Origin of the sequence: Aquamicrobium terrae (assembly GCF_040545735.1) — a bacterium.
Lineage (GTDB): Bacteria > Pseudomonadota > Alphaproteobacteria > Rhizobiales > Rhizobiaceae > Mesorhizobium > Mesorhizobium terrae_A.
In genome coordinates, this window is the sequence record NZ_JBEPML010000002.1 from 262,708 (window position 1) to 289,507 (window position 26,800).

The 26,800-nt window shown below is 65.5% G+C and carries 28 protein-coding genes; 13 read left to right on the forward strand and 15 right to left on the reverse strand.

Annotated features, from left to right (window positions below):
• Positions 1-24: 24 nt before the first annotated feature.
• From ABID37_RS03820 to ABID37_RS03830, 3 genes are all read left to right on the forward strand, one after another.
• Positions 25-780, forward strand: a complete 756-nt coding sequence (locus ABID37_RS03820; RefSeq protein ID WP_354192743.1) for an SDR family NAD(P)-dependent oxidoreductase — start codon at positions 25-27, stop codon at positions 778-780.
• Positions 781-876: 96 nt separating this feature from the next.
• Entirely contained in the window at positions 877-1,503 is a 627-nt protein-coding gene (locus tag ABID37_RS03825) for a hypothetical protein (protein ID WP_354192744.1), read from the forward strand.
• Between the two features lie 215 nt (positions 1,504-1,718).
• Positions 1,719-3,947, forward strand: a complete 2,229-nt coding sequence (locus tag ABID37_RS03830) for an AMP-binding protein (RefSeq protein ID WP_354192745.1) — start codon at positions 1,719-1,721, stop codon at positions 3,945-3,947.
• Here ABID37_RS03830 and pssA read toward each other — a convergent pair whose 3' ends face one another.
• The 5 genes from pssA to ABID37_RS03855 all read right to left on the reverse strand — a co-directional run bounded on the left by pssA (position 3,948) and on the right by ABID37_RS03855 (position 9,309).
• A complete protein-coding gene (gene pssA, locus ABID37_RS03835) occupies positions 3,948-4,772 on the reverse strand; it encodes a CDP-diacylglycerol--serine O-phosphatidyltransferase (RefSeq protein WP_354192746.1) in 825 nt (274 codons plus the stop codon).
• 12 nt (positions 4,773-4,784) lie between these two features.
• The gene (locus ABID37_RS03840; RefSeq protein ID WP_354192747.1) at positions 4,785-5,546 is read right to left on the reverse strand and encodes a phosphatidylserine decarboxylase; all 762 of its coding nucleotides are present in this window, start codon (positions 5,544-5,546) and stop codon (positions 4,785-4,787) included.
• A 47-nt stretch (positions 5,547-5,593) separates the two neighbouring features.
• On the reverse strand, positions 5,594-7,480 hold the full coding sequence (locus ABID37_RS03845) for an ABCB family ABC transporter ATP-binding protein/permease (RefSeq protein ID WP_354192748.1): 1,887 nt from the start codon (positions 7,478-7,480) through the stop codon (positions 5,594-5,596).
• A 52-nt stretch (positions 7,481-7,532) separates the two neighbouring features.
• Positions 7,533-7,859 carry an ArsR/SmtB family transcription factor gene (locus ABID37_RS03850; RefSeq protein WP_354192749.1) on the reverse strand — a complete coding sequence of 109 codons (327 nt, stop codon included), beginning with the start codon at positions 7,857-7,859 and terminating at the stop codon, positions 7,533-7,535.
• Between the two features lie 103 nt (positions 7,860-7,962).
• The gene (locus ABID37_RS03855; RefSeq protein WP_354192751.1) at positions 7,963-9,309 is read right to left on the reverse strand and encodes an Ig-like domain-containing protein; all 1,347 of its coding nucleotides are present in this window, start codon (positions 9,307-9,309) and stop codon (positions 7,963-7,965) included.
• Positions 9,310-9,521: 212 nt separating this feature from the next.
• Between ABID37_RS03855 and ABID37_RS03860 the strand changes: the two genes are divergently transcribed.
• A complete protein-coding gene (locus ABID37_RS03860) occupies positions 9,522-10,133 on the forward strand; it encodes an LOG family protein (protein ID WP_354192752.1) in 612 nt (203 codons plus the stop codon).
• 77 nt (positions 10,134-10,210) lie between these two features.
• On the opposite strand, the gene rarD is transcribed toward ABID37_RS03860, so the two are convergent.
• From rarD to cysS, 6 genes are all read right to left on the reverse strand, one after another.
• On the reverse strand, positions 10,211-11,116 hold the full coding sequence (gene rarD / locus ABID37_RS03865) for an EamA family transporter RarD (protein ID WP_354193049.1): 906 nt from the start codon (positions 11,114-11,116) through the stop codon (positions 10,211-10,213).
• A gap of 112 nt (positions 11,117-11,228) precedes the next feature.
• A complete protein-coding gene (cimA, locus tag ABID37_RS03870; protein WP_354192753.1) occupies positions 11,229-12,854 on the reverse strand; it encodes a citramalate synthase in 1,626 nt (541 codons plus the stop codon).
• Between the two features lie 49 nt (positions 12,855-12,903).
• Entirely contained in the window at positions 12,904-13,863 is a 960-nt protein-coding gene (gene pip / locus ABID37_RS03875; RefSeq protein ID WP_354192754.1) for a prolyl aminopeptidase, read from the reverse strand.
• Positions 13,860-14,354, reverse strand: coding sequence for a GFA family protein (locus ABID37_RS03880; protein WP_354192755.1), 495 nt, complete (start codon positions 14,352-14,354; stop codon positions 13,860-13,862). Before ABID37_RS03880 ends, pip begins: the two co-directional genes overlap by 4 nt.
• 6 nt (positions 14,355-14,360) lie before the next feature.
• Complete coding sequence (locus ABID37_RS03885; protein WP_354192756.1) at positions 14,361-14,744, reverse strand: VOC family protein; 384 nt, start codon at positions 14,742-14,744, stop codon at positions 14,361-14,363.
• On the reverse strand, positions 14,741-16,213 hold the full coding sequence (gene cysS, locus ABID37_RS03890) for a cysteine--tRNA ligase (RefSeq protein ID WP_354192757.1): 1,473 nt from the start codon (positions 16,211-16,213) through the stop codon (positions 14,741-14,743). The genes ABID37_RS03885 and cysS overlap by 4 nt, the downstream gene beginning before the upstream one ends.
• A gap of 380 nt (positions 16,214-16,593) precedes the next feature.
• On the opposite strand from cysS, the gene ABID37_RS03895 reads away from it, so the two are divergent.
• Positions 16,594-16,746 (forward strand): hypothetical protein, encoded by a 153-nt coding sequence (locus ABID37_RS03895; RefSeq protein ID WP_354192758.1) that lies wholly within the window; start codon positions 16,594-16,596, stop codon positions 16,744-16,746.
• 71 nt (positions 16,747-16,817) lie between these two features.
• Here the strand turns inward: ABID37_RS03895 and ABID37_RS03900 are convergent, their stop codons facing one another.
• A complete protein-coding gene (locus ABID37_RS03900; protein ID WP_354192760.1) occupies positions 16,818-17,579 on the reverse strand; it encodes an SOS response-associated peptidase in 762 nt (253 codons plus the stop codon).
• Positions 17,580-17,684: 105 nt separating this feature from the next.
• On the opposite strand from ABID37_RS03900, the gene ABID37_RS03905 reads away from it, so the two are divergent.
• The 6 genes from ABID37_RS03905 to ABID37_RS03930 all read left to right on the forward strand — a co-directional run bounded on the left by ABID37_RS03905 (position 17,685) and on the right by ABID37_RS03930 (position 21,498).
• Positions 17,685-18,134, forward strand: a complete 450-nt coding sequence (locus ABID37_RS03905; RefSeq protein ID WP_354192761.1) for an NUDIX hydrolase — start codon at positions 17,685-17,687, stop codon at positions 18,132-18,134.
• Positions 18,131-18,502, forward strand: a complete 372-nt coding sequence (locus ABID37_RS03910) for a TIGR02301 family protein (protein ID WP_435521528.1) — start codon at positions 18,131-18,133, stop codon at positions 18,500-18,502. Before ABID37_RS03905 ends, ABID37_RS03910 begins: the two co-directional genes overlap by 4 nt.
• Before the next feature lie 139 nt (positions 18,503-18,641).
• A complete protein-coding gene (locus ABID37_RS03915) occupies positions 18,642-18,899 on the forward strand; it encodes a hypothetical protein (RefSeq protein WP_354192762.1) in 258 nt (85 codons plus the stop codon).
• Positions 18,900-18,987: 88 nt separating this feature from the next.
• Positions 18,988-19,800, forward strand: a complete 813-nt coding sequence (locus ABID37_RS03920; protein ID WP_435521529.1) for a hypothetical protein — start codon at positions 18,988-18,990, stop codon at positions 19,798-19,800.
• 202 nt (positions 19,801-20,002) lie between these two features.
• Positions 20,003-20,863 carry a CAF17-like 4Fe-4S cluster assembly/insertion protein YgfZ gene (gene ygfZ, locus ABID37_RS03925; RefSeq protein ID WP_354192765.1) on the forward strand — a complete coding sequence of 287 codons (861 nt, stop codon included), beginning with the start codon at positions 20,003-20,005 and terminating at the stop codon, positions 20,861-20,863.
• Complete coding sequence (locus tag ABID37_RS03930) at positions 20,860-21,498, forward strand: HD domain-containing protein (protein ID WP_354193051.1); 639 nt, start codon at positions 20,860-20,862, stop codon at positions 21,496-21,498. Before ygfZ ends, ABID37_RS03930 begins: the two co-directional genes overlap by 4 nt.
• Here ABID37_RS03930 and ABID37_RS03935 read toward each other — a convergent pair.
• Both ABID37_RS03935 and ABID37_RS03940 read right to left on the reverse strand, forming a co-directional pair.
• Positions 21,475-22,134, reverse strand: a complete 660-nt coding sequence (locus tag ABID37_RS03935; protein WP_354192766.1) for a glutathione S-transferase family protein — start codon at positions 22,132-22,134, stop codon at positions 21,475-21,477. The two genes, ABID37_RS03930 and ABID37_RS03935, sit on opposite strands and share 24 nt — an antisense overlap.
• A 2-nt stretch (positions 22,135-22,136) precedes the next feature.
• Positions 22,137-22,712 (reverse strand): dihydrofolate reductase family protein, encoded by a 576-nt coding sequence (locus ABID37_RS03940; RefSeq protein ID WP_354192767.1) that lies wholly within the window; start codon positions 22,710-22,712, stop codon positions 22,137-22,139.
• A 108-nt stretch (positions 22,713-22,820) separates the two neighbouring features.
• On the opposite strand from ABID37_RS03940, the gene ABID37_RS03945 reads away from it, so the two are divergent.
• Complete coding sequence (locus ABID37_RS03945) at positions 22,821-23,312, forward strand: winged helix-turn-helix transcriptional regulator (protein WP_354192768.1); 492 nt, start codon at positions 22,821-22,823, stop codon at positions 23,310-23,312.
• A gap of 149 nt (positions 23,313-23,461) precedes the next feature.
• Positions 23,462-24,079, forward strand: coding sequence for a hypothetical protein (locus ABID37_RS03950; protein WP_354192770.1), 618 nt, complete (start codon positions 23,462-23,464; stop codon positions 24,077-24,079).
• Between the two features lie 12 nt (positions 24,080-24,091).
• On the opposite strand, the gene ABID37_RS03955 is transcribed toward ABID37_RS03950, so the two are convergent.
• Positions 24,092-26,788: a DUF2339 domain-containing protein gene (locus ABID37_RS03955; RefSeq protein ID WP_354192771.1), complete on the reverse strand. Its 2,697-nt coding sequence runs from the start codon at positions 26,786-26,788 to the stop codon at positions 24,092-24,094.
• Positions 26,789-26,800: the final 12 nt, after the last annotated feature.

The following is a 26,800-nucleotide window of genomic DNA, read 5'->3' on the forward strand; positions in this document are numbered from 1 at the left end:
GGGGCAGGCAATTAGAGGACAGGCATGAGCATCGACCTTACCGGCCGGACGGCCGTGGTCACCGGCGCTTCGCGCGGCATCGGCTATTTCATCGCGAGGGACCTGGCCGCGGCGGGGGCGCATGTCGTCGCCGTGGCGCGCACGGTGGGCGGACTCGAGGAACTCGACGACGAGATCAAGGCCGAGAAAGCGCGCACCGGCAAGGGCGAAGCCACGCTGGTGCCGCTCGACCTGGCCGACATGGAGGGCATCGACCGGCTCGGCGGCGCCATCCATGAGCGCTGGGGCAAGCTCGACATACTGGTCGCCAATGCCGGCGTGCTCGGCGTCATCGCCCCGCTCGGCCATGTCGAGGCCAAGGTGTTCGAGAAGGTGATGGCCATCAACGTCACCTCCACATGGCGGCTGATCCGTTCGGTCGATCCGCTGCTGCGCCAGTCGGACGCGGGACGTGCCATCGTGCTGTCCTCGGGTGCGGCGCATTCGGCCCGCGCCTTCTGGGGACCTTACGCCGCGTCCAAGGCCGCCGTGGAGGCCATGGTGCGGTCATGGGCGGACGAGACGCGCAACTATCCGCTGCGCGTCAACGCGGTGGACCCCGGCGCGACCCGCACCGCCATGCGCGCGCTGGCCGTGCCCGGAGAGGACCCGAACACGCTGCCGCACCCTTCCGAGATCGCCGCCCGCATCGTGGGCCTGGCCAGCCCGGACCTGACCCGCACCGGCGAGATCTATCAGGCCAAGCACGATCGCTGGGTGTCCTACCGGATGCCTGAATAGCCCGTTTCCCCACACGAAGTCGTGACTGGCCGACCCTGTGGCGGCCTCATATCGTTTTCCGGCACCAATCCCGTCATCAAGCCGGAGGACACCTTCATGCGTAAATTCCTGATTGTGGCCGCCCTGACGCTCGCCGCCGGCGGCACGGCGCTGGCCCAGGACAATTCGATGAGCTTCTTCGTCACCAGCCAGGGCTCCGGCAAGGGCGCCGACCTGGGCGGCCTCGACGGAGCCGACGCGCATTGCGCCGCGCTCGCCGAAGCGGCCGGCGTCAGCGGCAAGACGTGGCGCGCCTATCTCTCGTCGGCCGACACGGATGCACGCGACCGCATCGGCGCAGGCCCATGGGTCAACGCCAAGGGCGAGAAGATCGCCGACGATGTCGCCTCCCTGCATGGCGACAGCAACAACATCACCAAGCAGACGGCGCTGAACGAGAAGGGCGAGATCATCAACGGTCGCGGCGACAGCCCCAACCGCCATGACATCCTTACCGGCTCCAATCCGGACGGCACCAGGGCCGAGGGCAAGACCTGCGGCGACTGGACGATGAGCGGGGCCGAAGGCGAGGCCATCGTCGGCCACTCCGACCGCATGGGGCTCGACGACTCGGATGCGGCGAAGTCGTGGAACTCCTCGCATGCCTCGCGCGGCGGCTGCAGCCAGGAAGCCTTGCAGGGAACCGGCGGTGACGGCCTGTTCTACTGCTTCGCGGCCAACTGAGCAGAAACCTCACCACGGGGCATGGCGGCCGCAGGCAAGGACTTCAGCCCCGCCCCCACTTTCGAAAGCCGGCGCCAGGGCCGGCTTTTTTCTTTCCCGGCCGCTTTATTCTCTTCGTGGAAACCCGACAAGCGCTGTTGACGGACACGGGCGTTCGGTTAACTTCCGGGCGTAATCGGCGCGAACCTTTGCTGAAACAAGCGGGAGCAAACCGCATGGTCCTGACCCTCGCGCTACTGGCCGCCATAGCCCTTGTCTGGTGCCTGACCGCCATAGTCGAGAAAATCCGGCACGGATTGAGCACGGCGCAAGCGGTGCTGTATGCGCCGTTCAAGCTTGCCTATCGCATCTCGGATGCCCGAATCGGCATCGCGCGGGGTGCGCAGGCGCCCGTCATCTATGTCGTCAGCCATCAGTCGCGCCTCGATCCGGCATTGACGCTCTCGCTGCTGCCGGACGACACCTTGCATATTCTGGACCCGGTTTCGGCGAAATCGGTATGGCTGGAGCCGTGGCGGGAGCTGGCCCGCACCATCGCCTTCAACGCCGAGCATGTCTTCGTCTCGCGCCGGCTGGTGCGGGTGCTGAAAGGACGCGGGCGGCTGGCCGTCTACATTCCCGAAGCGGTCGAACCGGACATCCGCTCCTTCAGGCTCTATCGGGCCGTGATCCGCATTGCCATGCAGGCGGATGCCCGCATCGTGCCGATCTTCATCGGCGGCGCACAGGCCCTGCCCTTCCAGATGGACGGCAAGGCACCGGCGCCGCGCCGCTGGTTCCCGCGATTGTCGGTCTCGGTTCTGGAGCCGATGACGGCTCCGGAACTGGTCGCGCGCAACGGCAGCCCGGCCGCCAGCAACGCCAATGCGCTGTTCGACCGCATGGCCGAGGCGCGCCTCGCCACGACCGAGCCCGACCTCACCCTGTTCCAGGCCGTCCGCGACGCAGCCGAGCTTTTCGGGCCCGGCCGTGTCGTGGTGGAGGACGCCACGGGAAGCCGGCTGAGCTACCGCACCTTGCTTGCCGGTGCGCGCATCCTCGGCACCCGCTTTGCAAAGCTCGCCAAGCCTGGCGAGGCCGTCGGCGTGATGCTGCCCAACACCAGCGGGGCCGTGCTCTCCCTGCTCGGGCTTGCCTCGGCCGGACAGGTGGCGGCGCTGGTCAACTACACATCCGGCCCGGCCAACGTCACCGCAGCCTTGCGCACAGCGGCAATCCACACCGTGATCTCGTCACGCGTCTTCGTGGAGAAGGCAGGGCTTGCAGACGTCGTGCAGGCCGTGGAGGCCGCAGGCGCGAAGCTTCTGTGGCTGGAGGACCTGCAAGCCGGCATCAGCGGGCTGGACAAGGCGGCCGCCGCGCTGTTGTGGCGATACCCCCTGCATCGGCAGAAGGCAGAAAAGCCGGCCGTCATCCTGTTCACCTCGGGTTCGGAGGGGGCACCGAAGGCGGCGGTGCTGTCGCATCGCAACCTGATCGCCAACGCCATGCAGGCCGAGGCGCGCGTCACCATCACCACCAGCGACATCGCGCTCAACGTGCTGCCGATGTTCCACTCCTTCGGCCTCACCGCCGGCACCATCCTGCCGCTGGTCACCGGCATGCGGCTGTTCCTCTACCCGTCGCCCCTGCACTACAAGCTCATTCCCGAAGTCGCCCGACGCCTCAAGCCGACGGTGATGTTCGGCACCGACACCTTCCTGGCGCAATATGCCCGCACCGCCTCCGACGGCGATTTTTCCAGCCTGCGCTTCGTTGTTGCGGGCGCCGAAGCAGTGAAGCCGGAAACGCGCCGGGTCTGGCGCGAGCGCTTCCACACCGCCATCATCGAGGGCTACGGGCTTACCGAGGCGGCGCCGGTGGCGGCGGTCAACACCGCCATCCATAACCGCGAGGGCACCGTGGGCCGGCTGCTGCCCGGCATGCGCATGCGCATCGAGCCTGTCGAGGGCGTCGCCGAGGGCGGGCGGCTGTTTCTCTCCGGCCCCAATGTCATGCTGGGCTACATGACGGCCGAGCGGCCCGGCGAGCTTCAGCCGCTGGCCGATGGCTGGCAGGACACGGGCGACATCGTGAAGGTCGACCGCGAGGGCTTCATCACCATCACCGGACGCGCGGCCCGCTTCGCCAAGATCGCCGGCGAGATGGTTTCGCTGGGCGCGATCGAGATGCTGGTGCAATCGCTGTGGCCGGAGGAGCGGCATGCCGTCGTCGCCGTTCCCGACCGCCGGCGCGGCGAACGCATCGTGCTCGTCACCACGGCGACGCAGGCCGATGCGACAAGCCTGCGCAGGCTTGGCAAGCAGGCCGGCATAGCCGAGCTTGCGGTGCCGGGCGATATCGTCAAGGTCGCGGAAATCCCGGTGCTCGGCTCCGGCAAGACCGACTATGTGGCGACCCGCGATCTCGCCGTCGAGCGCCTGAACGCCGGCAGCGCTGCCTGATCAGTCCCCGGGCCTTGCGTCCACATCCGGCGGCAGTTGGGCCTCGCCCTCGCGCTTGGCGCGGCGCGAATAGGCCAGCACGGAGAGCGGCAGGAAGATCAGATAGGCCACGACCGAAGCGGTAAGCGTGTACCAGGGGTAGCTCACCAGCAGCAGGAAGAAGAGCACGATGGCCAGGATGACCAGCAGCATGCGGTCGCCCGGTATCTTGAGGCTCTTGCCCGAATAGACCGGCAGGCGGCTGACCAGAAGGAAGGCCACCACCACGGTGAAGCCGGTGGCGAGGAAGGCGCCGTAGCGCGTCGGCTCGACGCCGATGAAGGACAGATAAAGCGGCAGCATCACCACCGCCGCCCCGGCCGGGGCCGGCACGCCGACGAAATACTCGGCCTGCCATGCCGGCCTGTCGTGGACTTCCTCGAGCACGTTGAAACGGGCCAGCCGCATGCCGCAGGCAATGGTAAACAAAAGCGCCGCGATCCAGCCGGGAGACCCGGCCCGGTCGAGCAGGAAAGCATAGAGCACGAGGGCGGGCGCGACACCGAAATTGACGATATCGGCGATGGAATCCATCTGGGCGCCGAATTTGGAGGTCGCCTTGAGCAGGCGCGCCACGCGTCCGTCGAGCCCGTCGAGGAAGGCGGCGATCAACACCATCACCACCGCCGTCTCGAAACGCCCCTCGAAGGCGAAGCGGATGCCCGACAGGCCGGCGCAGATGGCCAGCACCGTCAGCAGGTTCGGGAAAACCATGCGCAGCGGGATTTCGCGAATGCGAGGCCCCCCGGAACCGTGCGCCTCGAACTTCTTGAAGGACGGGTTCATCGGGCCGGACTTCTAGGAGACGCGGACCACGGGCGCGCTCGCCCGTCCGCCGAACTCTGCCAGCACCGTCTCGCCGCCCACCGCCGTCTGGCCGATCGCCACACGCGGCACCGCGCCTTCCGGCAGGTAGACATCGACGCGCGAGCCGAAGCGGATCAGGCCGAAGCGCTCGCCGGCGGCGATATCGGAGCCGGTCTCGGCCCAGCACAGGATGCGGCGGGCCACCAGTCCGGCGATCTGCACCGCCGCGATGGTGCCGTGCGGGCTGTCGATGACCACGCCGTTGCGCTCGTTCTCGCTGCTCGCCTTGTCCAGTTCGGCATTGAGGAACTGGCCCGGGCGATGCTCGATACGGGTGATGCGGCCACGCACCGGAGAGCGGTTCACGTGGCAGGAAAAGACGTTCATGAACACCGAGATGCGGGTCATCTCGGCGCCGCCGAAGCCCAGTTCCTGCGGCGGCACGGCCGGACCCACGGCGGTGACCACGCCATCGGCGGGGCTGATCACCAGGCTGTCGTCAACCGGCGTGACGCGTTCGGGATCGCGGAAGAAATAGATGCACCAGGCGGTGAGGATCGCGCCCACCCACAGCAGGAAGCTGGAGAAGTAGCCGACCGCCAGCGTCACCACCGCGAAGATGGCGATGAAGGGATAGCCCTCGCGATGGATCGGCACGAACGCCTTCCTGATCGTGTCGATGAGTTGCATCGTTGCTGGACGGGCTCCGTTTTCAGTGGGTGCCTCTCTAGCGGAAACCCACCCGAGCCGCAATGCAACAATGCGTCAGCGTCCCGGATGAGCCGACGCGGAACGCACCGTCAAATGACCTCCGGCGTGCGCTGCCGCACGACAACGCCCATCTCGTCCGTCTCGCGGGCGATGCGCAGCCGCTCCTCGGCCTCGGTCGCCTCGCGCTGGCGATCCCACATCGAGGCATAGAGGCCACCCCTGCGCAACAGGGCCGAATGCGTGCCGCGCTCCTCGATCCGGCCGTCCTTCAGCACGATGATCTCGTCGGCGGTGATGACGGTGGAAAGCCGGTGGGCGATGACGATGGTGGTACGGTCGCGGCTGACCAGATCGAGCGCCGACTGGATTTCCTGCTCGGTATGGCTGTCGAGCGCCGAGGTCGCCTCGTCGAGAATGAGGATCGGCGGGGCCTTCAGGATGGTGCGGGCAATCGCCACGCGCTGCTTCTCGCCGCCGGAGAGCTTCAGGCCGCGCTCGCCGACCATGGTCTTGTAGCCGTCCGGCAGACCCTCGATGAAGGGGCCGATCTGGGCCAACTCGGCGGCGCGGCGCACTTCCTCCTCGGAAGCATCGATGCGGCCATAGCGAATGTTGTAGGCGATGGTGTCGTTGAACAGAACCGTGTCCTGCGGCACCATGCCGATGGCCGCGCGCAGGCTTTCCTGAGAGACGTCGCGCACATCCTGCCCGTCGATCAGGATCGCGCCGGACTGCACGTCATAGAAGCGGAACAGCAGGCGCGAGATGGTGGACTTGCCGGCGCCGGAAGGGCCGACGATGGCCACCGTCTTGCCGGCCGGCACCTCGAAGCTGACCCCTTTCAGGATCTGGCGGTTCGGCTCGTAGGAAAACTGGACGTCGCGGAACTCGACCTTGCCGGACCCCACCGCCAGCGGCACGGCATCCGGCCGGTCGACCACTTCCGCCTGCACATCCAGCAGGTCGAACATCTGCTCGATATCGGTCAGCCCCTGCCTTATCTCGCGGTAGATGAAGCCGATGAAGTTGAGCGGCACGGAAAGCTGCATCAGCATGGCGTTGACGAAGACGAAATCGCCCACCGTCTGGGTACCGGCCTGCACCTCCAGCGCCGACATGGCCATGACCACCGTCATGCCGATGCCGAAGATCACGCCCTGGCCGAAGTTCAGCCAGCCGAGCGAGGTCCAGATGCGGGTGGCGGCGGCTTCGTAGCGCGCCATCGAGCGGTCGAAGCGCTCGGCCTCCATCCTCTCATTGCCGAAATATTTCACCGTCTCGAAGTTGAGCAGCGAATCGATCGCCTTGGTGTTGGCGTCGGTGTCGCTGTCGTTCATGTCGCGGCGGATGTCGATGCGCCAGTCGCTCGCCTTTACCGTGAACCAGGTGTAGAGCCACACGGTGATCGCCACCACGGCCACATATTTCCAGCCATAGGCGACCGCGAAGATGATCGCCGTCAGGGCGAACTCCAGCACGGTCGGCACACTGTTCAGCACCGTGAAGCGCACGATGGTCTCGATGCCCTTGGTGCCACGCTCGATGATGCGCGACAGGCCGCCGGTGCGCCGCTCCAGATGGAAGCGCAGCGACAGGCGGTGCATGTGCACGAAGGTGCGATAGGCGAGCTGGCGCACGGCGTACTGGCCGACGCGGGCGAACAGCGCGTCGCGCAACTGGTTGAAGCCGACCTGAATGACGCGGATGACGTTATAGGCGACCACCAGCATGACGGGCGCGGCAAGAACCGCCGGCAATGGCGGCGGGGTATGCGCATCGCCGGCCAGCGCATCGGTCGCCCATTTGAAGAAATAGGGAACGGCAATCAGCGTCAGCTTGGCCGCGACCAGAAGCACCGTCGCCCAAACGACGCGGGCCTTGAGATCGGCGCGGTCCGACGGCCACATATAGGGCCACAGGTTGACCAGCGTGTTGAAGGTGGAGCCGGAATCGGCAGAAACGGTTTTTTCAGTCACAAATTCAATGCCTTGTAAAAGACGGCTGCAATGCTTCGCAAGGAGTCTCGGTTCAGCAATCGGTACAGGAGGAGGCGAAACAGGCCAGTTCCGCCGCCACTGCCTTGAGCGCGGGACGGTCTATGGCGTATCGGGAGCGCTGGCCATCGGCCTCGAAACGCACGAGCCCGGCCGAGACCAGTATCTTGAGATGCTGGGAAACCGTCGATTGCGCCAGGTCTAGGCGTCCCACCACATCGCCGCAGCAGCAGGAGTTCGCCCCGGCAAGATGGCGCAGGATCTCGATGCGAGCCGGATGCGAAAGCGCGGCCAGACGCGCGGCAAGCTCGGCGTCGGCCAGCCTTTCGCGGTTGTCCTTGCAGTGCGGGGAAGATTTCATCGTATATCGACGATAAACGATGACAACGGTTCACGCAACCGCCCAAGGAAAGAAAGCGGTTCCATGACACCGCTTTCGTGGAAGGCCTGGCCTAGATGTCGGGCTATTGCGGCGGCACGGTGATGCGGTCGCCCATCGCACCGAAATCGGCCTCTTCGCCCTGCTCCGACTTTTCAGGCACCTTGAACACCTGTCCCGGCCAGATGCGGTCCGGATCGCTGATCTGCTCCTGATTGGCCAGGTAGATGGTCGAATAGCGCACGCCCTGGCCATAGACACGGCGGGAGATGTGCCACAGCGTATCGCCACGGCGGATGATGACGGAGCCGTCCGCATGTTCGAGCTTGGGCGCCACGGTGGTGGCCGGCTGACCCGGCTCCGCCTCCGTACCGCCCGCGGCGGGCGAACCGGAAGGCGCGACCGCCGCGACCGTTTCGCCCGGCTCGCGCTGGAAGGGCACCGTCGCGCGCGCCACGACCTTGTCGCCATCCGCCGCATCGAGGCCATCGACTCGGATGGTGTATTCGCCGACCGGGAGATCGCGACTGGCCTCGACGAGGAAATGGCCGTCCGGCGAAGTCAGGGCTTCGCCAAGCAGGATTTCATTGGCATAGGCGCGCACCTTGCGGCCGGCATCGGCCCGGCCGGCGACGAACACCTTGCCGCCATCGATCTCGACAGCCTCGACCACGACAGCCGGGCCGCCGGCAATATCCGCAGCCGGCGCCTTCTCATCCGCTGTCGGGGTTTCGGCGGCAGATTCGCCCGATTGCGGCGCGGCCGTGTTCGCAGCGCCCTCTGCGGCCGGCGGCGTCAGGGGCTTCGGCACGGTCAGCAATTGCGCGGCCTTGCCCGGCTCCTCGACCATGGCCAGCACCTGCCCGTCCGGCTTCTCGGGAACCGACACGACAGCGGTCTGCGTGGACATGGCCACATTGCTGTCCGGCTCGGTGGCGCGCAGCACGATCTGGTGGTCGCCGGCGTCCAGCGGGTCGTCGAGCACGATGGCGAAGGCGCCGTCCGCCCCGGCGACAGCCTTGCCGAGCACTGTCGATCCGTCGACAAGCTCGATCGTCGAGCCGGGAGCGGCCTTGCCGGCCACGACCGTGGAGCCGTCGCCCTCAACGCGCAGCAGGTCGAAGGTCGGAACCGTCACGCCCTCGGGCGCGGGCTGCGTGGCGGATGCCTCGTCGGTGCCTGCGCCGGAAGGCGTCTGCGCGCCCGTATCGGCCTGGGCGGGTTCGTTGCCGGCGGCCGGTTCCGCCTGTGGACCGGCAGCAGGCGCCGGCGTCTCGCCACCTGCCGGAGCAATGGCGGCCTGCGGCTGGGTGACCTCGGCGGGCGCCCGGCCAAGATAGGGATCGAGGGCACCTGAAAGATAGCCGACGAAACCCGCGACGACGACAGCCGCAGCGGCAAACAGAAATGCCTTCAACCCGTTGCTCTTCATTGCCCTGCCTGCCCCTCACTGCCCCAGCGTGACGAATTTCCGCGAAAATGTCATCACGCATTATCTCATTGTTGGAACATGATCTTTTCCGGACAGCGGATTCCGTTTCCGAGCACCATGTTCCCGCGCGATCTATCCTGTTTTATGGCAACGGACAAGAAAAACACCGGAGCAGGCTTGACCGCCGCCGCAACCGCTAGCACCAATCCGATATGAACACGATTCGATCCGTCTGCGTCTATTGCGGTTCTTCCCCGGGCCACGACAAGACCTATGTCGAGGCCGGGCGCACGCTCGGCCGCGCGCTTGCCCATTCGGGCCTGCGGCTCGTCTATGGCGGCGGCACGAAAGGCATCATGGGAGCCGTTTCCGAAGGCGCCATGCGCGCCGGCGGCAAGGTGCTCGGCATCATCCCGCGCTTCCTGATGAACAAGGAAGCGACCGAAAGCGGGCTGGACCGGCTGGACGAGGTCGTCATCACCGACAACATGCATGAGCGCAAGCAGCGCATGTTCGAGGAATCCGACGCCTTCGTCGCTCTGCCCGGCGGCATCGGCACGGTGGAGGAAATCGTCGAGATGATGACCTGGGCGCAGCTCGGCCATCACCGCAAGCCGATGGTGTTCGCCAATATCGGCGGTTTCTGGAATCCGATGCTGACCCTGCTGGACCACATGCGGGGCGAGGGTTTCATCCATACGGCCCACCAGGTGCAGCCGCTGGTGGTGGACGAGGTGGGGTCGATCGTGCCCGCCATCCTGTCCGCCGCCTCGGCGACGGGTACGCCGACGGAGGGCGTTCCCTCCATCATCGAGAAGATGTAGGGCTCTAAAACGCTTCAAGCTGTTGCTTTAAGCGTGTCGCTATCCCGAAACCGGTTGCCACTTTCGGGCGACATGCCTTATTTTCCGCGCAGGGTCGACCAGGTGTAGATCGCCAGCGCAGTCCATATGAGCCCGAAGGCCACGAGTTGAGCCGTCCCGAAAGGCTCGTTGAACACGAACACGGCAATCAGGAACACCATGGTCGGCGCGATGTATTGCATCAGGCCGAGCGTGGAGAGCCGCAACGCCTTGGCGCCGAAGGCGAACATAAGCAGCGGCACCGCCGTGACCGGCCCGCAGCCGAGCAGCACCGCCGTGTCGAACCCGGTGCTGGACACCAGATGGTCCGTGCCGTTGGCGATCAGCCAGACGATGTAGGCACCCGCCGGGACAGCCAGGATCATGACTTCCAGCAGGAAGCCCTGGCTCGGGCCGATGGGCAGGGTCTTGCGGAAGAAGCCGTAGGCGGCGAAGGTGACGGCCAGAGCCAGCGACACCCAAGGCAGCGTGCCGTTCTCATAGGTCAGAATGGCGACGGCTATGGCCGCCAGGGCTACCGCCGCGGTCTGGACACGGTTCAGCCGCTCACCCAGCAGCAGGGCGCCGATCATGACGTTGACCAGCGGGTTGATGTAATAGCCGAGCGCCGTCTCGATGGTGCGGTCGACGGCGATCGCCCACACATACAGGCTCCAGTTCATGGTGATGATGCAGGCCGTCAGCCCGGCCATCGCCAGCATGCGCGGCGAACGCAGCGCCGCCTTGAAATCCGCCGTGCGCCCCAGCCAGACCAGCACTATGGCGGCAAGCGGCACCGACCACAGGATACGATTGGCGATCACTTCCATCAGCGGCAGGTGGGCGACCAGCTTCATGTAGAGCGGCAGTATGCCCCACAGCAGATAGGCGCCGAATCCCAACGCGAAACCCCGCCGAACCGCAGCCTCGGTTTCTCCCGGCTTGTCGATCACACCTGTCGTCATCTCGCCCATATGGACCGGCCCGACGCGGAGAACCATTTCAAACTTCTCATGGTTCAATCGTCTTTCGTTGATGGATCAACCGCAACGGGTGCCGGTGAGGGCCGGGCGTCGCCTATTCGGCAGCGACCTGTCCCGCCAGCTCGCGGTTCTTCATCAGCTTGAAGACGATGGAATCCATCAGCGCCTGGAACGATGCGTCGATGACGTTGTCGGACACGCCGACCGTCCACCAGCGGGCGCCGCTGGCGTCCTGCGATTCGATCAGCACGCGGGTGATGGCCTCGGTGCCGCCGTTCAGGATACGCACCTTGTAATCGACCAGCTCCAGATCCTCGATCTCGCTCTGGTAGCGGCCGAGATCCTTGCGCAGCGCGATGTCGAGCGCGTTGACCGGGCCATGGCCCTCGGCCACCGACATGCGCGTCTCGCCTTCCACCACCACCTTGACGATGGCTTCCGAGACGGTCTTGATCTGGCCATTGGCGTCAAAGCGGCGCTCGACCATGCAGCGGAAGCTTTCGACGCTGAAGAAATCCGGCACGGTGCCCAGTGTGCGGCGGGCCAGAAGCTCGAAGCTGGCGTCCGCCCCTTCATAGGCATAGCCTTCGGCCTCGCGCTCCTTGACCATGGCAACGAGCGTGTCCAGTCGCGGATCGTCGCGCGAGACCTCGATGCCGCGCCGCTTCAGTTCGACAAGGAAGTTGGCCTTGCCGCCCTGGTCCGAAACCATGACCTTGCGGCGGTTGCCGACGCTTTCGGGCTCGACATGCTCGTAGGTGCTGGGCTCCTTGGCCAGCGCCGAGGCATGGATGCCGGCCTTGGTGGCGAAAGCGGACGCGCCGACATAGGGCGCCTGCGCATTGGGGGCGCGGTTCAGCAACTCGTCGAAGCCGCGCGACAGGTGCGCGATGGTGGCCAGCCGCTCCGGCGCGATGCCCGTCTCGAAGCGATCCGCATAGGTCTTCTTCAGGGCAAGCGTCGGGATCAGGGTGACGAGGTTGGCGTTGCCGCAGCGTTCGCCGATGCCGTTCAGCGTGCCCTGGATCTGGCGGGCGCCCGCCTCCACCGCCGCCAGCGAGTTGGCCACGGCCTGCCCTGTGTCGTCATGGGCGTGGATGCCGAGATGGCTGCCGGGAATGCCGGCCGCGATCGCCTTGCGCACGATCTCGCGAATCTCGGCCGGCTGGGTGCCGCCATTGGTGTCGCACAGCACCACCCAGCGCGCGCCGGCCTCATAGGCGGTGCGGGCGCAGGCCAGCGTGTAGTCCGCATTGGCCTTGAAACCGTCGAAGAAATGCTCGCAATCGACCATCGCCTCCTTGCCGGCGGTGATGGCCGCCTCGACGGACGCGCGAATGGCCTCGAGGTTTTCTTCATCGGTGCAGCCCAGCGCCACACGCACCTGATATTGCGAGCTTTTGGCGACATAGCACACGACATCCGAGCGCGACTGAAGAAGCAGCGCCAGGCCGGGATCGTTCGAGGCCGAGACGCCAACGCGCTTGGTCATGCCGAAGGCGGCGAAGCGCGAGCGCTGGGTGCGCTTCTCGGAAAAGAACGCCGTGTCGGTGGGGTTGGCGCCCGGATAGCCGCCTTCCACATAATCGACGCCGAACTCGTCCAGCATGCCGGCAATGGCGATCTTGTCCTCGACCGAGAAATCGATGCCGGGCGTCTGCTGGCCGTCCCGCAGCGTCGTGTCGTAGAGATAGATGCGCTCTTTCATTGCCTTGTCCATTGCCTGCTTCCGGCCCTGAAGAACCGGAAGTTGGTAAGAAATTCCGGTGTCAGGCCTTGCCTGCATACTGGTCGGTGGCGCGGATCAGCCGGTCGAGGATACCAGGTTCGGAATAGGCGTGCCCCGCCCCCTCGATCAGGTGGAACTCGGCCTTCGGCCATGCCTTGTGCAGCGCCCAGGCATAGTGCGCCGGGCACGGCATGTCGTAGCGGCCATGGACGATGGTGCCGGGAATGTCCTTCAGCCGGCCGGCATCGCGCAGCAACTGGCCTTCCTCCAGCCAGCCGGCATGGACGAAGTAATGGTTCTCGATGCGGGCGAAGGCGATCGCATAGTCATCCGCGCCGAACGGATCGCTGGTTTCGGGCTCGGGAAGCAGCGTGATCGTCTCGCCTTCCCAGATGCTCCACGCCCTGGCGGCCTCGATCCGGGCCTTGCGGTCATCGCCCACCAGCCGCTTGCGGTAGGCGGCGATCATGTCGCCGCGCTCCTCCTGCGGGATGGGAGCCACGAAGCGCTCCCACTTGTCGGGGAACATCTGCGAGACGCCGAACTGGTAGTACCATTCCAGTTCGGCACGGGTGAGCGTGTAGATGCCGCGCACCACCAGTTCGCTGACCCGCTCGGGATGAGTCTCGGCATAGGCAAGCGCCAGCGTCGAGCCCCACGAACCGCCGAACACCAGCCACTTTTCGAAGCCGCACATTTCGCGCAGGCGCTCGATGTCGGCGACCAGATGCCATGTGGTGTTGGCCTCCAGAGACGCGTTCGGCGTGGATTTGCCGCAGCCGCGCTGGTCGAACAGGATGACGTCGTAAAGCGCCGGATCGAACAGGCGCCGGTGCCTGGGCGAGATGGTGCCGCCCGGCCCGCCATGCAGGAACACGGCCGGCTTGGTGCCCTTCGTGCCGACCCGCTCCCAATAGATCGTGTGGCCGTCGCCGACATCGAGCATGCCGCTCTCGAACGGTTCGATCTCCGGGTACAGGCCGCGCAGTTCGGCATTCATTGTGTGCGGCCCTCCGGCGGCCAGGTGTCGGTATCGTGGTCGGGGTGCTGGTAGGAAACGAGTTGCGCCAGAAAGGCCGCCGCTTCCTCGTCCCCCATGGTGTCCTTGCCCGGAAGGGTGTGGATGGCGTCGACATAGGGCAGCTTGCCCTCGATGCCCCACTGGATGACGGGAGCGATTTCGGCCGGGCTGTCGAAGGCGCCGATGGCAAGGGCGACGCCGTCCGGAGCCTCATAGGTGAGCGGCGTGCCGCATTCGGCGCAGAAACCGCGCTGGACCAGGTTGGAGGACTGGAAGGTCTGGCGCTCACCACGCGTCCATTCGAGCTTTGCATCGCGCACCGACACAAGCGGCGCATAGAAGGCGCCGAACGCCTTCTGGCACATGCGGCAATGGCACACCGAGGCATGCCCCAGAGCGCCCTCGACACGGAACCGCACCGCACCGCACTGGCAGCCGCCGGAATAGACCGGCCTGTTGTCGAGGCTCATGGCGCTTCACTCCGGCTGATGACAGACGGCTTCGATATTGTTGCCGTCCGGATCGAGAACGAAGGCACCGTAGTAGTTCGGGTGGTAGTGGGGCCGCAGGCCCGGTGCGCCATTGTCCTTGCCGCCCGCGGCCATCGCCGCCTCGTAGAAGGCATCGACCTCGGCACGCTTGTCGGCGGTGAAGGCATAGTGGCGGCCGGGGCCAGCCTCCTTCACCTCGTGCAGCCAGAACTGCGGGCGGTCATAGCCATAACCGCCGACCTTCACCCCGCCGGTGTGTTCCTCCGGCACCATCATCACCAGCGTGGCGCCCAGCGGCGCCAGCGCCGCATCGTAGAACTTTCGTGACGCCTCGAAATCGGTCACTTCTATTCCGGTATGGTCGATCATCGCTTCACCTCCCATGTCGTGATGCGTTCGCCACTGGCGGGGTCCTTGCCGTCCTTCAATTGCACGCCCCTGGCCAGCAATTCGTCGCGAATGCGGTCGGCCTCGCCCCAGTTTTTATCCCGGATGAAGGCAAGGCGAGCGGCAATCGCTTCATCCACTGCCGCCTTGTCCACTTCGGCGCTGACGTCGAAGCCGAGGAATTCGAGCGCACCACGCAGCGAGGCGGCAGCCGCCTTGTCGCCCTCCAGCGCCTCGCCGGCGAGCTGCGTCAGCACCTGAAAGGCGGAATAGGTCGAAAGATCGTCGCACAGTTCCGCGATCACCTCGTCCGGCACAGCGGCGGAGCCTTCGGCGAGGTCGGCGGCACGCTTCCACTTGCGCAGCGTGTTCTCCGCTTCCTCCAGCTTGCGCACGGCGAAATCGATGGGCTCGCGGTAATGCGTCATCAGCATGGCCAGCCGCAGCACCTCGCCCGACCATTCGCGACCGCCGAAATTCTCCGTCTCCAGCAGCTCGTGGATGGTGAAGAAGTTACCGAGGCTTTTCGACATCTTCTGGCCTTCCACCTGCAGGAAGCCGTTGTGCAGCCAGTAATTGGCCATCACCGAGGTGCCATGGGCGCAACGGGACTGGGCGATCTCGTTCTCGTGATGCGGGAAGATGAGGTCGAGCCCGCCGCCATGGATATCGAAGACCTCACCCAGATAGGCCGCCGACATGGCCGAGCACTCGATGTGCCAGCCCGGCCGACCCTTTGGCTTCCCCGTCCAGCCTGCGGCTGTCCACGCCTCTTGGCCCCAAGGGCTGTCCCAGCCTGGCTCCTCCGGCGAGGATAGCTTCCACAGCACGAAATCCTGCGGGTTCTTCTTATGCGTGTCGACAGCGACACGGGCGCCGGCCTGCTGCTCGTCCAGCGGGCGCTTGGAGAGCTGCCCATAGTCCGGCATCGAGGCGGTGTCGAACAGGACTTCCCCTGCCGCTTCATAGGCATGGCCGCGTTCGATGAGAGATTGAATCAACGAAACCATATCCGTCTTGCCATCCGGCCGCGCGAGCACGAACTCCGTCGCGCGCGGCTCGAAGGTCGGCGGCAGGCAGCCCAGCGCCTTCACATCCTTGTGGAACTGGTCGGCGGTCTTTTCCGTCACCCGGCGGATCGCCTCGTTGAGCGTGAGCTTGCCGGCGGCGATGTCATCGCCGAAATCGCGCAGGGCGCGCGCGTTGATCTTGTCGTCGACGTCGGTGATGTTGCGCACATAGGTGACGTGGTCCGCGCCATAGAGATGACGCAGCAGCCGGTAGAGCACGTCGAAGACAATGACCGGGCGCGCATTGCCGATATGGGCGAAGTCGTAGACGGTCGGCCCGCACACATACATGCGCACGTTCGACGCATCGATGGGGAAGAAATCCTCCTTCGCGCGGGTGAGCGTGTTGGTGAGGCGCAGGCCCTTGGTTTCCCTGGTCATTCATCCCCTTCCCGGCATTGCCGGTTCAAACAGATACAGTTGCCCTTCAGCCTGCTGGCCGGGTCGTTTGTCCGATCTGGAAGGAAGATGGGCGAAAACGTCCGGGCCAGCGCGAGGCTAGCCGATAATCGAAATGCCACAAATGGCGAAGGACATCTTCATGGCCGGCTTTATCGCCTTCGCCGCTGTTGCCGTCAAGCCGCTATCGCGGCGGAAAAGATCGCCTTGGCGGCCACGGCCTCACAAAAAGAAAGATTTTATTAAACATGTATGTAGAGCGTGAAGGATATCAAAAATACTCCACCTTCGCGTCACGATTTCGACGGAATCGAATACCACTTACTGGGGTAATAAGTTGATCTGGACTCTGGGGAAGAACAATGACCAGAAAGAAACAGGAAAAGCGACCTGAAAAGCCAGTATTGGCCAACCAGTATCGCGCCATCGGGCCGGCGGCAGTGGCTGCTGCACTCATGCACATGACCAAGAAGAAGAAGCCGGTCCAGAAATTCATCTCGCCCCGCCCGGCATAAGCTGGCAAGGCGCGGCCCGACATCTTGTCGCCACCGGAACCGGGCGGTGGGCAATTGTCGCGCGGCCTCGCTCAGAACAGGGACATCTGCGTGTCTTCGGGCGTCGTCGTGGAAGGCGCCTTTTGTTTCGGCTCCGGCGGCGCCTCGAACCTTTCCTGTACTTCCGGCCCCGTATTCGCCACCTTGTTGACGAGGCTGGACACCGGGATCGCCTCGAAGAAATCCGGCTGGGCCGGTTTCAACAGGTCCGCCACGTCGCGCGGTTCCTGGCGGCGGCAATCGAGCCAACGGCCAAAATCCTTCTCCTCGATCACCACCGGCATGCGGTGGTGGATATGGGCAATCGCCGGATTGGCCGCGGTGGTGAGCAGCGCACCGGTGTCCATCTCCGATCCGCCGGGTTCGGCGTAGGTTTCCATCAGGGCGGCGAAGGCGACCAGCCCGCCATGGCGCGGCCGGATCCAGTACGCCTGCCCCTTGGCCGCGCCGCTCTGCTGCCATTCATAGAAGCCGGAGGCCGGCACCAGCGCGCGCCGATGGCGCATGGCGGTGCGGAAGGAGGCCTTGCCGGCCGCTTCCTCGGAGCGGGCGTTGAACAGCAGCGGAAAACCGCGCGTCTCCTTCACCCAGGCGGGGATCAGTCCCCAGCGCACCAGCAGCGCCTCGCGGTCCGGCAGGTTGGAGCCGGGCGGGCGCGGCGGCGCGGCCAGCGCCATCAGGATCGGCTGGGTGGGCGCGATGTTGTAGCGCGCCGGAAAGTCCTGCAATTCGCCGACGCCGAGAAAGGCGGCGGTCTGATCCGCCGTGGCCGTGAGCGCGAAACGCCCGCACATGGATACGATCCTTTTTCTGCTGCCGGACAAAGGTGGGCATGGAACAGGGCGCATGCAACCGCTAAAGCTACCCTGACCGCTCCATCCACAACCGGTCAGGAAAGCATGACGACATTGCCGGAAATCCCCGCCGTTTCGGTCGCGCTGGTGCGCGGCGACAGGGTGCTTTTGGTCGAGCGCGGCCGTGCGCCCTCGCAAGGGCTCTATGCCTTCCCCGGCGGCAAGGTGGAGCCTGGAGAGACGCTGGAGGAAGCCGCGCGGCGCGAACTGGCCGAGGAAACCACGCTTGGGGGGCGCGCCTACCGGCCGGTACGCACCCTTCTCATCGAAGGCGCGCGCACTCACTATCCCGTCGATTACAGGCTGACCGTGTTCGCGGCCGAATATACCGGGGGCGAGGCGGTGGCCGGCGACGACGCGGCGAATGCAGCCTTCTATTCGCTTGCCGAGATGCGCGGCATGGAACTGGCCGATTCGGTGCTGGAAGTGGCCGAGGAACTGCTGGGCGCCGGCGACCTTGCACGCGACAAATTGTCCGGGGAGAAGGCACCGTGAGACGCATCCTGCTTGCCGTCGCGCTTGTCCTGTCCACCGCGCTCGCCTCTGGCCCCGCCCGTTCGGCCGAGGCGCCTTTCGAGGCCGGGCTGATGCGGCTTGCCGAAATCCTGGGGTCGCTGCACTTCCTGCGCAACCTGTGCGGCGAGAACGGCGCCGAGTGGCGCGGCCAGATGGAAAAGCTGCTCGAATCGGAGAATCCCGATCCCGACCGGCGGGCCCGTTTCATCGCCTCCTTCAACAGGGGATACCGCTCCTTCGGGGAGACCTACAAAAGCTGTACCCCCTCGGCTGTCGCGGCCATCAATCGGTATATGAAGGAAGGTGAGGCGTTGACCCGGGATATCGCTTCGCGTTACGGCAATTAAGAGCCTGTTAACTTTTCCGGCAAAGCGCGCGCACAAAGCCCGCGCAGGCATGGTAGAGTCTTAATGGGACATTAAAGGGACACGTCGACTTTGATCCGCATTTTATGGATCGATGTTTGAATACGGGTGAGTGTTGCGTATGGAACACAGTATCAGCGACATCGACGCCATGGTCAGGGAAGAAAAGCGCCTGACTGCCGTCGAAAGCCACAACGAAGCCTGGGCCGAAGGCCTTTCGGCCGGGATCGAGCCCGAGATCATCGCTGAAGCCGCGCTGGAAACCGCGTTCTGCGAGATGCTGCGCACCAATGGCGAGACGGCGGCGCTGGCCCTGCTCGACCGCATGCGCGAAAAGGTGGTCGGCGGCGCATTCGAACCGCACCGACTGCGCCACTAGAACAGCGTCCGGCCGGCCCGGTCCCAACCTTGGCTTTGACGCCGCCATCCCCGTGGGGCATGATCCCGGCGCGATGGAGATGCGGACATTGAACTTTCGAAATTCCGGTGGAGCCGGCTCGCTTCGGCTCGGCGTGTGCGTGCTTGCCCTTTCAATTGCGACAGCCACGGCCCTGACGGGCATGACCGCGCCTGCGGCGGCGCTCAGCGAAATCAAGCGCGAGGAACTGCCCTCGCCCTCCACGCCCCCGGCCGCTTCCACCGACGACGTATCCCCCGGCGCCGTGCCGCTGCCGGATCCGATCCACACCTCACAGCCGCCTTCCGGCGAGACCGAATCGCCGGAGGACGAGCAGCCGCCGGAGCAGGTCGATCCCGACACCACCCCTGACGGCGATTCGACGGCGCGCCCGCACGTCTCGCCCGATGCCCCGCTGCCCGAGATCATCTACGACCTCGACAAGCTGCCGGAACCCGTGCGGCGCATGCACGGGCTGATCCTCGAAGCCTCCAAGAGCGGCGACATCAACCGGCTTAAGCCTCTCGTCGGTGCCGGCGACAGCGGCACCCAGCTTTCCCTGACAGAGATCGACGGCGATCCGATCGAGTTCCTCAAGGGGCTTTCGGGCGACACCGAAGGACAGGAAATCCTCGCCATCATGGAAGAGGTGCTGAGCGCCGGCTTCGTCCACCTCGATGCCGGAACCCCACAGGAACTCTATGTCTGGCCCTATTTCTTCGCCGTGCCGCTCGACAAGCTCGACGCGCGCCAGCGGGTGGAGCTGTTCAAGATCGTGACCGCCGGCGACTATGAGGACATGCAGCAGTTCGGCGCCTACATCTTCTACCGCCTCGGCATCACGCCGGAGGGGCGCTGGGCGTTCTTCGTGGCGGGAGACTGAACCGCCGGGATTGGCAGCAGGGATGACCTGTTCCGCTTGCGAGGGCGCAGCGGGCGGACTACCTAGAGCATGGTCCCGAAAAGTCGCAGACCTTTCGGGCAGGTTCATGTGTCAAAAGCAGAACCTGGAGCCAGATGGCGGTTCACGGAAAAGCCATCCGTTCCAGGACGCATCATTTGCAGATTCAGGCTCGCTCCCGCCCATGCCTTTCGCCCATCTCGAAGACCGCGCCATCATTCTCGTGTCCGGCCCCGAGGCCGAGCACTTCCTGCAGAACATCCTGACAGTCGACCTCGATACACTCGAGGATGGCGAGGTGAAACCCGGCGCGCTGCTTGCGCCGCAGGGCAAGATACTGTTCGATTTCCTGATCTCGCGGGCCGGGCCGGAAACGTTCCGGCTCGAATGCCGGGCAGATGTGGCGGCAGATTTCCACCGCCGCCTCCTGCTCTACAAGCTGCGCGCCAAAGCCGAGATTACCAAGCCGGAACAGGTGGTTGTGACCGTCGCCTGGCAGGCTGATTCAGCCGGTTCAGATAATGATTCAACGGCGCTGCGCGATATGCGTTTCGCGGCGGGCAACGTCACGCGTGATTATGGCGCGGCAGGCGAAGGCGGCGACATCGAGGCGTGGCAGGCCTTCCGCATCGCCCATGGCGTCGCCGAAAGCGGCCTCGACTACCAGCTCGGCGATGCGTTCCCGCATGACGTGCTTCTCGACCAGGTTGGCGGCGTCGGCTTTGCCAAGGGCTGCTATGTCGGCCAGGAAGTGGTGTCGCGCATGCAGCATCGCGGCACGGCGCGGCGGCGCGTGCTGATCGCCACCGCCGACAGCCCCCTGCCCGCGCCCGGCACGGAGCTCACCGTCGAAGGACGCGCGGTCGGCACGCTGGGCTCGGTCAGCGGCAGCCATGGCCTCGCCATCGCCCGCATCGACCGGGTGAAGAGCGCGATCGATGCGGACAAGTCCATCCTCGCGGGCGATGTCCCAGTCACCCTTGCCATTCCCGGCTGGGCGAAATTCACCTTCCCGGAGGACGCGACGTCTTCGGAGGGCGCCTGATGGCCGACCGCCCCGGCGCACCGCCGCGCGCCTGGCAGCGCATGCTGTCCGGCCGCCGGCTCGACCTGCTCGACCCCTCGCCCCTCGATATCGAGATTTCCGACATCGCCCATGGCCTTGCCCGCGTGGCGCGGTGGAACGGCCAGACCGTCGGCCCGCATGCCTTTTCCGTCGCCCAGCATTCGCTTCTGGTGGAAGCCATCTTCTGCGCACAAGCCAAGGCAGCCTCACCCGAAGCGCGGATGGCGGCGCTTCTGCACGACGCGCCGGAATATGTGATCGGCGACATGATCTCGCCGTTCAAGTCGGTGGTCGGCGGCGGCTACAAGGAATGCGAGAAGCGCCTGCAGCGGGCGATCCATCTGCGCTTCTCGCTGCCGGCCGAGCTTCCGGCCGGCCTCGTCAAGGACATCAAGCGGGCCGACCAGGTCGCCGCCTATTTCGAAGCGACGCTGCTGGCCGGCTTTTCCACGGCCGAAGCCGCCCAGTTCTTCGGCCGGCCGCGCGGCATCAGTCCCGACAGGTTCGACGTGACGCCACGCTCGGTGACGGTAGCGCAGGACGCCTTCCTCAAGCGCTTCGCCGCGCTGGAAAAGCTGCGCGGCAACGGCTCAATCGCGGTCCGGCGCGCCTAGCGGAAAAAATGCACGGTAAGGCCGCGCCTCGTCGATGGCGCGGGCGAAGGACGGGCGGCCGTTCAGGCGGCTGCGATAGGCGCGCGCATTGGCGAATTTTTCCGGTATTGGGTGCGACCAGTCGGCATAGAAAAGCGCCGGGCCTGCCGCACAATCAGCAAGACTGAAACTATCGCCGGCCGCCCATTCGCGGCCCGCCAGATGGGCATCCAGCCAGCCATAGGCTTTTTCCAGCATCCGCTTCGCATCTTCCACGCCCTTCGGATCGCGATCTTCGGGCTTGCGCAGCACGTCGAAGACAAGCTTCTGCTGCGGCGTGGAAACATAGTTGTCGAAGAAGCGGTCCATGAAACGCACCTCGACCGCGAGCTTCGGATCGTCCGGGATCAGGCGCACCTCCCCCGGATGGAAAGCCTGCAGATGCTCGATGATGATGGTGGCTTCATGAACGGGCCTCCCCTCATCCATAAGCATCGGAAACTTCGCCATCGGCCACAGCGATTGCAGCTTTTCCATCGCCGACGGATTTTCAGGCGACAGCATGACGTAGTCGAAGGGCGTGTCGTTCTCATAGAGGGCGATCAACGCCTTCTGGCAAAAGGACGAAAACGGATGCGCATAAAGCTCCAGTGCCATGGTCAGGCCTCTCCTTGACGACGATAGCGTAACAGAACCGCCCCGGTATCAAATGCCCGCGTCTCGACAAGATCGAGATCGATGGAGCGCGAGCCGTTTTCGAACAGGCGCATGCCCTTGCCTTGCAGCGCAGGCCGCACCAAAAGGCGATATTCGTCGATCAGGTCCAGCTCGACGAAACTGCGCGCCAACCTGCCGCCGCCGAACAGGAACAGGTCCTTCTCGTTCGACGCCTTCAGGCGCGCGACGGCGCCGGGCAGATCATCCTTCACCAAGGTGGTGTTCCAGCCGGGATCGCCCGACAGCGTGCGGGAAAACACGGTCTTCGGCTTGGCGTTCATCTGGCCCGCATAGGCGATGCCGGCGGCCGGGCTCTCGGGGTCGGTATCGGCCGTTTCCCAGAAGGCCTTGTTGAATTCGAAATTGACGCGGCCGTAGAGGAAATGGCCGGATTGTTCCATCGCCTCCAGCGCCCAGGCCTCCATGTCGTCGGACCATTGCGGCGGGATGAACGTCCCGTCTTCCCCGGCGAAGTAACCGTCCAGCGTCATGAACATGGACAGGACCACTTTCGACATCGTCCTTCTCCCATCATTTGATTGTGATTGCACTTCGCAACCGGTTGCTCAATAGCAAGACCAATCCTATTTTGCAATCAGTTTTGGCAAAAGGGAAATCCGGACAAAATGCAAAGCGCCCACCGATCGGGCTGTCCGATCAATCTGACATTGGAAATGCTGGGCGACCGCTGGAGCCTGATCGTCATTCGCGACATCATGTTCGGCAACCGGCGCCATTTCCGCGAGTTGCTGAACAATTCGGAGGAAGGCATCGCTTCCAACATCCTGGCCGACCGCCTGAAGCGGCTGGTGGCCAACGGGCTGCTGTGGAAACGCGCCGACCCCAGCCACAGCCAGAAAAGCATCTACAGCCTCACCGAACCGGCCATCCAGCTTGTGCCGGTGTTCGCCGCCATGGGCGCATGGGGCCGCCGGCACACGCCGGTGTCGCGGCAGCTTTCCGTGCGGGCGGAACTGCTGGAAAAAGGTGGGCCCGACCTGTGGGAGGCCTTCATGGCCGAATTGCGCAGCCTCCACCTCGACGCGCCGCAACCGGCGCGCTCGGTGTTTGCGGAACTGCAGGCGGCCTACCTGGAAGCGATGGAAAAACCCGCCTGAGCCTTCCAGCCCCTGTCCTATTGGCGTTCCTCCAAATCTGCGCAAAGATGCCGATGGGGAACGGAGTGGGGGTATCGATGTTTGAAACGGGCATCATGCTCGGAGCAATCGTGTGGTTGCTTTCGGGATTGTGGTTTGTCGTTTCAATTATGCGCCTTTTCAGGAAGCGGTGGCGCAAAAGCGCTCTCCTGCATCTGAAGCTGGCCGCCGGCCTGTTCGTCCTGTCCCTCGCCGCCGTCATCTGGTGCAACCAGTTCGTCTATCTCGACTATGGCCTCGCTTCCCGGGAAGAGCTGGAACAGGCACGGGCCGAACGCAAGGCCGCCGCACAGGCAGAACGCGCGGCAGCGGCGGCCAGAGCCGAAGCGGAAAAAGCGGCGGCGGCAAAGCTGAAAGCGGAGCGCGAGGCCGAGCAGGCAGTGCTCGATGCCAGGAAGAAAGCGGAACAGCAGGCCGCCGAGGCTGCCAGAAAGGCGGAGAAGGAAGCCGCCGAACTGGCCAGGAAATGCGGTGACACGACGATGGCCTTCGTCATGTCGCAGGAGTTCGTGACCCGCAATCTGAAGGCGCCTTCAACCGCGAAGTTTCCCTGGTACACCGACAATCAGGTCTCGGTGACGCAGAAACCCGGATGCGCTTTCCGCGTCGTCGCGTGGGTGGACGCGCAGAACGGCTTCGGAGCACAGATCCGCTCGCGCTATGTCGTCGACCTCAAATATCTTGCGGCGTCGGGCGAGTGGCTGCTGACCGACATCGAAATCCGCTGACAGTCCTGCCCCTCACTCCGCCCTGCCTGCGACGGCCGCACTGGTCAGGAGGCGCTGGTAGAACAGGCCGATGCCGATCAGCACCGCGCCGAGCCCGATGAAGGACAGCGCGCGCAGCACCCCTTCCAGCTCCGACATGTCGAACAGGAAAACCTTGAGCACGGCGATGGCGATCAGCGCGGCGGAGGCCACGCGCAGCACCTGCGAGCCGAAGCGCACACCGGCGACCAGCAAGGCCACACCCATGGCCAGCCACAACGCCGAATAGCTGTAGGTCTCCACCTGCTCCATGCCGCTCCACCAGGCGATGTATTCGCCCTTGAACAGCCGGCGCACCGACAGCGTGGCATAGGCGAAGGCCAGGAGCGCGCCCATCAGCGCCAGCATCGAGGAATACCATTTCGGCCGCTTGCCGCGCGCGTACCAGGCCAGCGCGAAGGCGGCGACGGCCGGCAACAGATAGGCGAGGAACAGGAGGTTGAAGACCGGGATGCTGCCGGTCGATTCGTCAGTGACCAGCGGGTTCAGGGCAAGGAAATGCTGGCCGCAGATGAAGAGTGCGGAAACCACGCCCGCCGCCAGCGAGCCGATGCGCAGCACCGGGCTCGGAGAACGCATGTCGAGGGCGACAAGGATGCCGCCCGCGCCGAGTGCAAGCAATGTATAGATCGCCTGTTCGGCAAGCGTCGGCGCACCGGAATCGATAACCCCGCCATGCATGGCATGGCGCACCAGCATCGCCACCGCCAGCAGCGCGAACAGCGCCGCACCGGCCTCCATGATGAGGCGCGGGCGCCCGTTGGTGGTGCGGGCGAGTTGCCAGGCGGCGAAGCCGAAGGCGAGCGCCGGAATGCCGTAGCCGGGCAACAGCCAGTTGAACACCGGCGTGCGCGACAGGAACTCGGCCCCGACGATGGTGGGGTCGAAGGCGACACGCGCAAGCACCGCCACCACCGCCGCCGCCGAGAGCCAGCCGAGCGCCGGCCAGGCGCGACGGCGCGTGGCGAGCGCCGGCACGACGGCGGAAGCGCCGAGCAGGACAGTGGTCATGCCGGAGCCGAAGGCCATGTGCAGGAAGAGCAGCCACGCCGTGGCCGCGCCGGCCAGTGCGCAGGAAACGGCCGCGCCTCCCTTCTGCGGCGGCTGTTCGGCGCGCGCCAGCCCTTCCGCGGCAACCATGAAGCCGGCGCAAAGCAGAACCGCCACCACGGCATGAACGGGATCGCGGTCGATATTGCCGAAGGTCACCCAAGACGTCAGCAGGATGACGAGGGGCACCGCCGCCGCCCAGAACGTCCACATGGCAGCCAGCCATGGGGAGGCATTCAGATGGCGGCGGGCAGACCACAGACCTGCGCCGATAAACAGCAGCGCCAGCACAAGGCCGACAGGGACGATGCTGGAACGGCTGACGGCAAACGCCATGCCGTCCAGGATCATGGTGCCCGACGACAATTCCGCATGCAGATCGAGGATCGGCATCATCTGGAGATAGGCCAGCGCCGTCACGATGCCGGCGGCATGCAGCACGGCTTGCGCGGCCGGGCGCCAGACGGCAGCGGCCACCATCATGGCGACGATGATCGCCGCCCGCGCCGGGCCGCCACTGATGGCAATGTCGGGGATGACGAACAGCGCCAGCGCTGTGGCGCCGACGAAGAAGGCGGGAACGATGGCGACGAAATCCACCCTTGGTTTCTCCGCCGCGCCGGACAGCCATACGAAGACGAGCACCGCCAGCGTGACGGCGCTGAACACCAGCAGGACCGCGAAATCCGGAAGGGTCACCCCGGCCATGTAGACCAGCGTCCACAGGCCGGTGCCGACGAAACTCGCTCCCATCAGGAAGTGCCAGCGGCGCATGCCGGCGATGACGCCGGCAGCGGCCAGCATGACGGCGAGATATCCGAACAGGCCCCATGCGCTCGGCGCCTGGCTCGCGACCAGTGCCGGCGTCGCCAGCGCGCCCAAAAGGCCGATGCCGGCGAGCGCCTGCCCATGGACGAGTGCTGCGACGATGGTGGCGATCGCGATCAGCCCCAGCAGGAAGAAGGCCGCTCCCGCGCCGATGAAGCTATAGACGCCATGCGCGGCATAGACCGCACCGAACAGGGTGAAGGCGCCGGCCGCCGTCAGGATGGCGGGAATGTAGGCGCCAGCCGCGCCCGCCACCGGCGTGCGCCAGCCAGTGCGCCGCACGAACTCCCCGGCGCCGGCGAGCAGCAGGCCGAACAGCCCCGCCATGGTCAGGCGCACGCCGGGACCGAATATGCCGGCCTCGATGGTGTAGCGCACCAGGAACAGCCCGCCGAGCGCCAGCGCGATACCGCCCACCCATACCGCCCAGCGGGTGCCGAGCGCGGTCTCGATGTCGCGCTTGCCGGGCTTCGTCCCGGGCTGGGCCGGTTTCGCCTCGGGCTCGCCCGAAACCGCGTCCTCTGGGGTAACGCTTGCGGCCGCCACCTTGCCCCACGGCCCCGGGGCGTCCTCGACCTCGTCGGCCGCGTCCGGTTCGCTTTCCGCTTGCGCGAGGGAGGCGGGCGCCTGCTCTCCGGCCTCCGCCACCTCGGCGCCTGCAACGGGAACGATGCCGCCCGCAGTCACCTTGCGGAGCGCGCCCAGTTCCGTCTCGACGCGGTTCAGCCGCTTCTGCTGCTTCGTGACGATGACGAAGAGCACGATGATGGCAATGATGGCGATCTCGTACATGAGGCCCCTCAG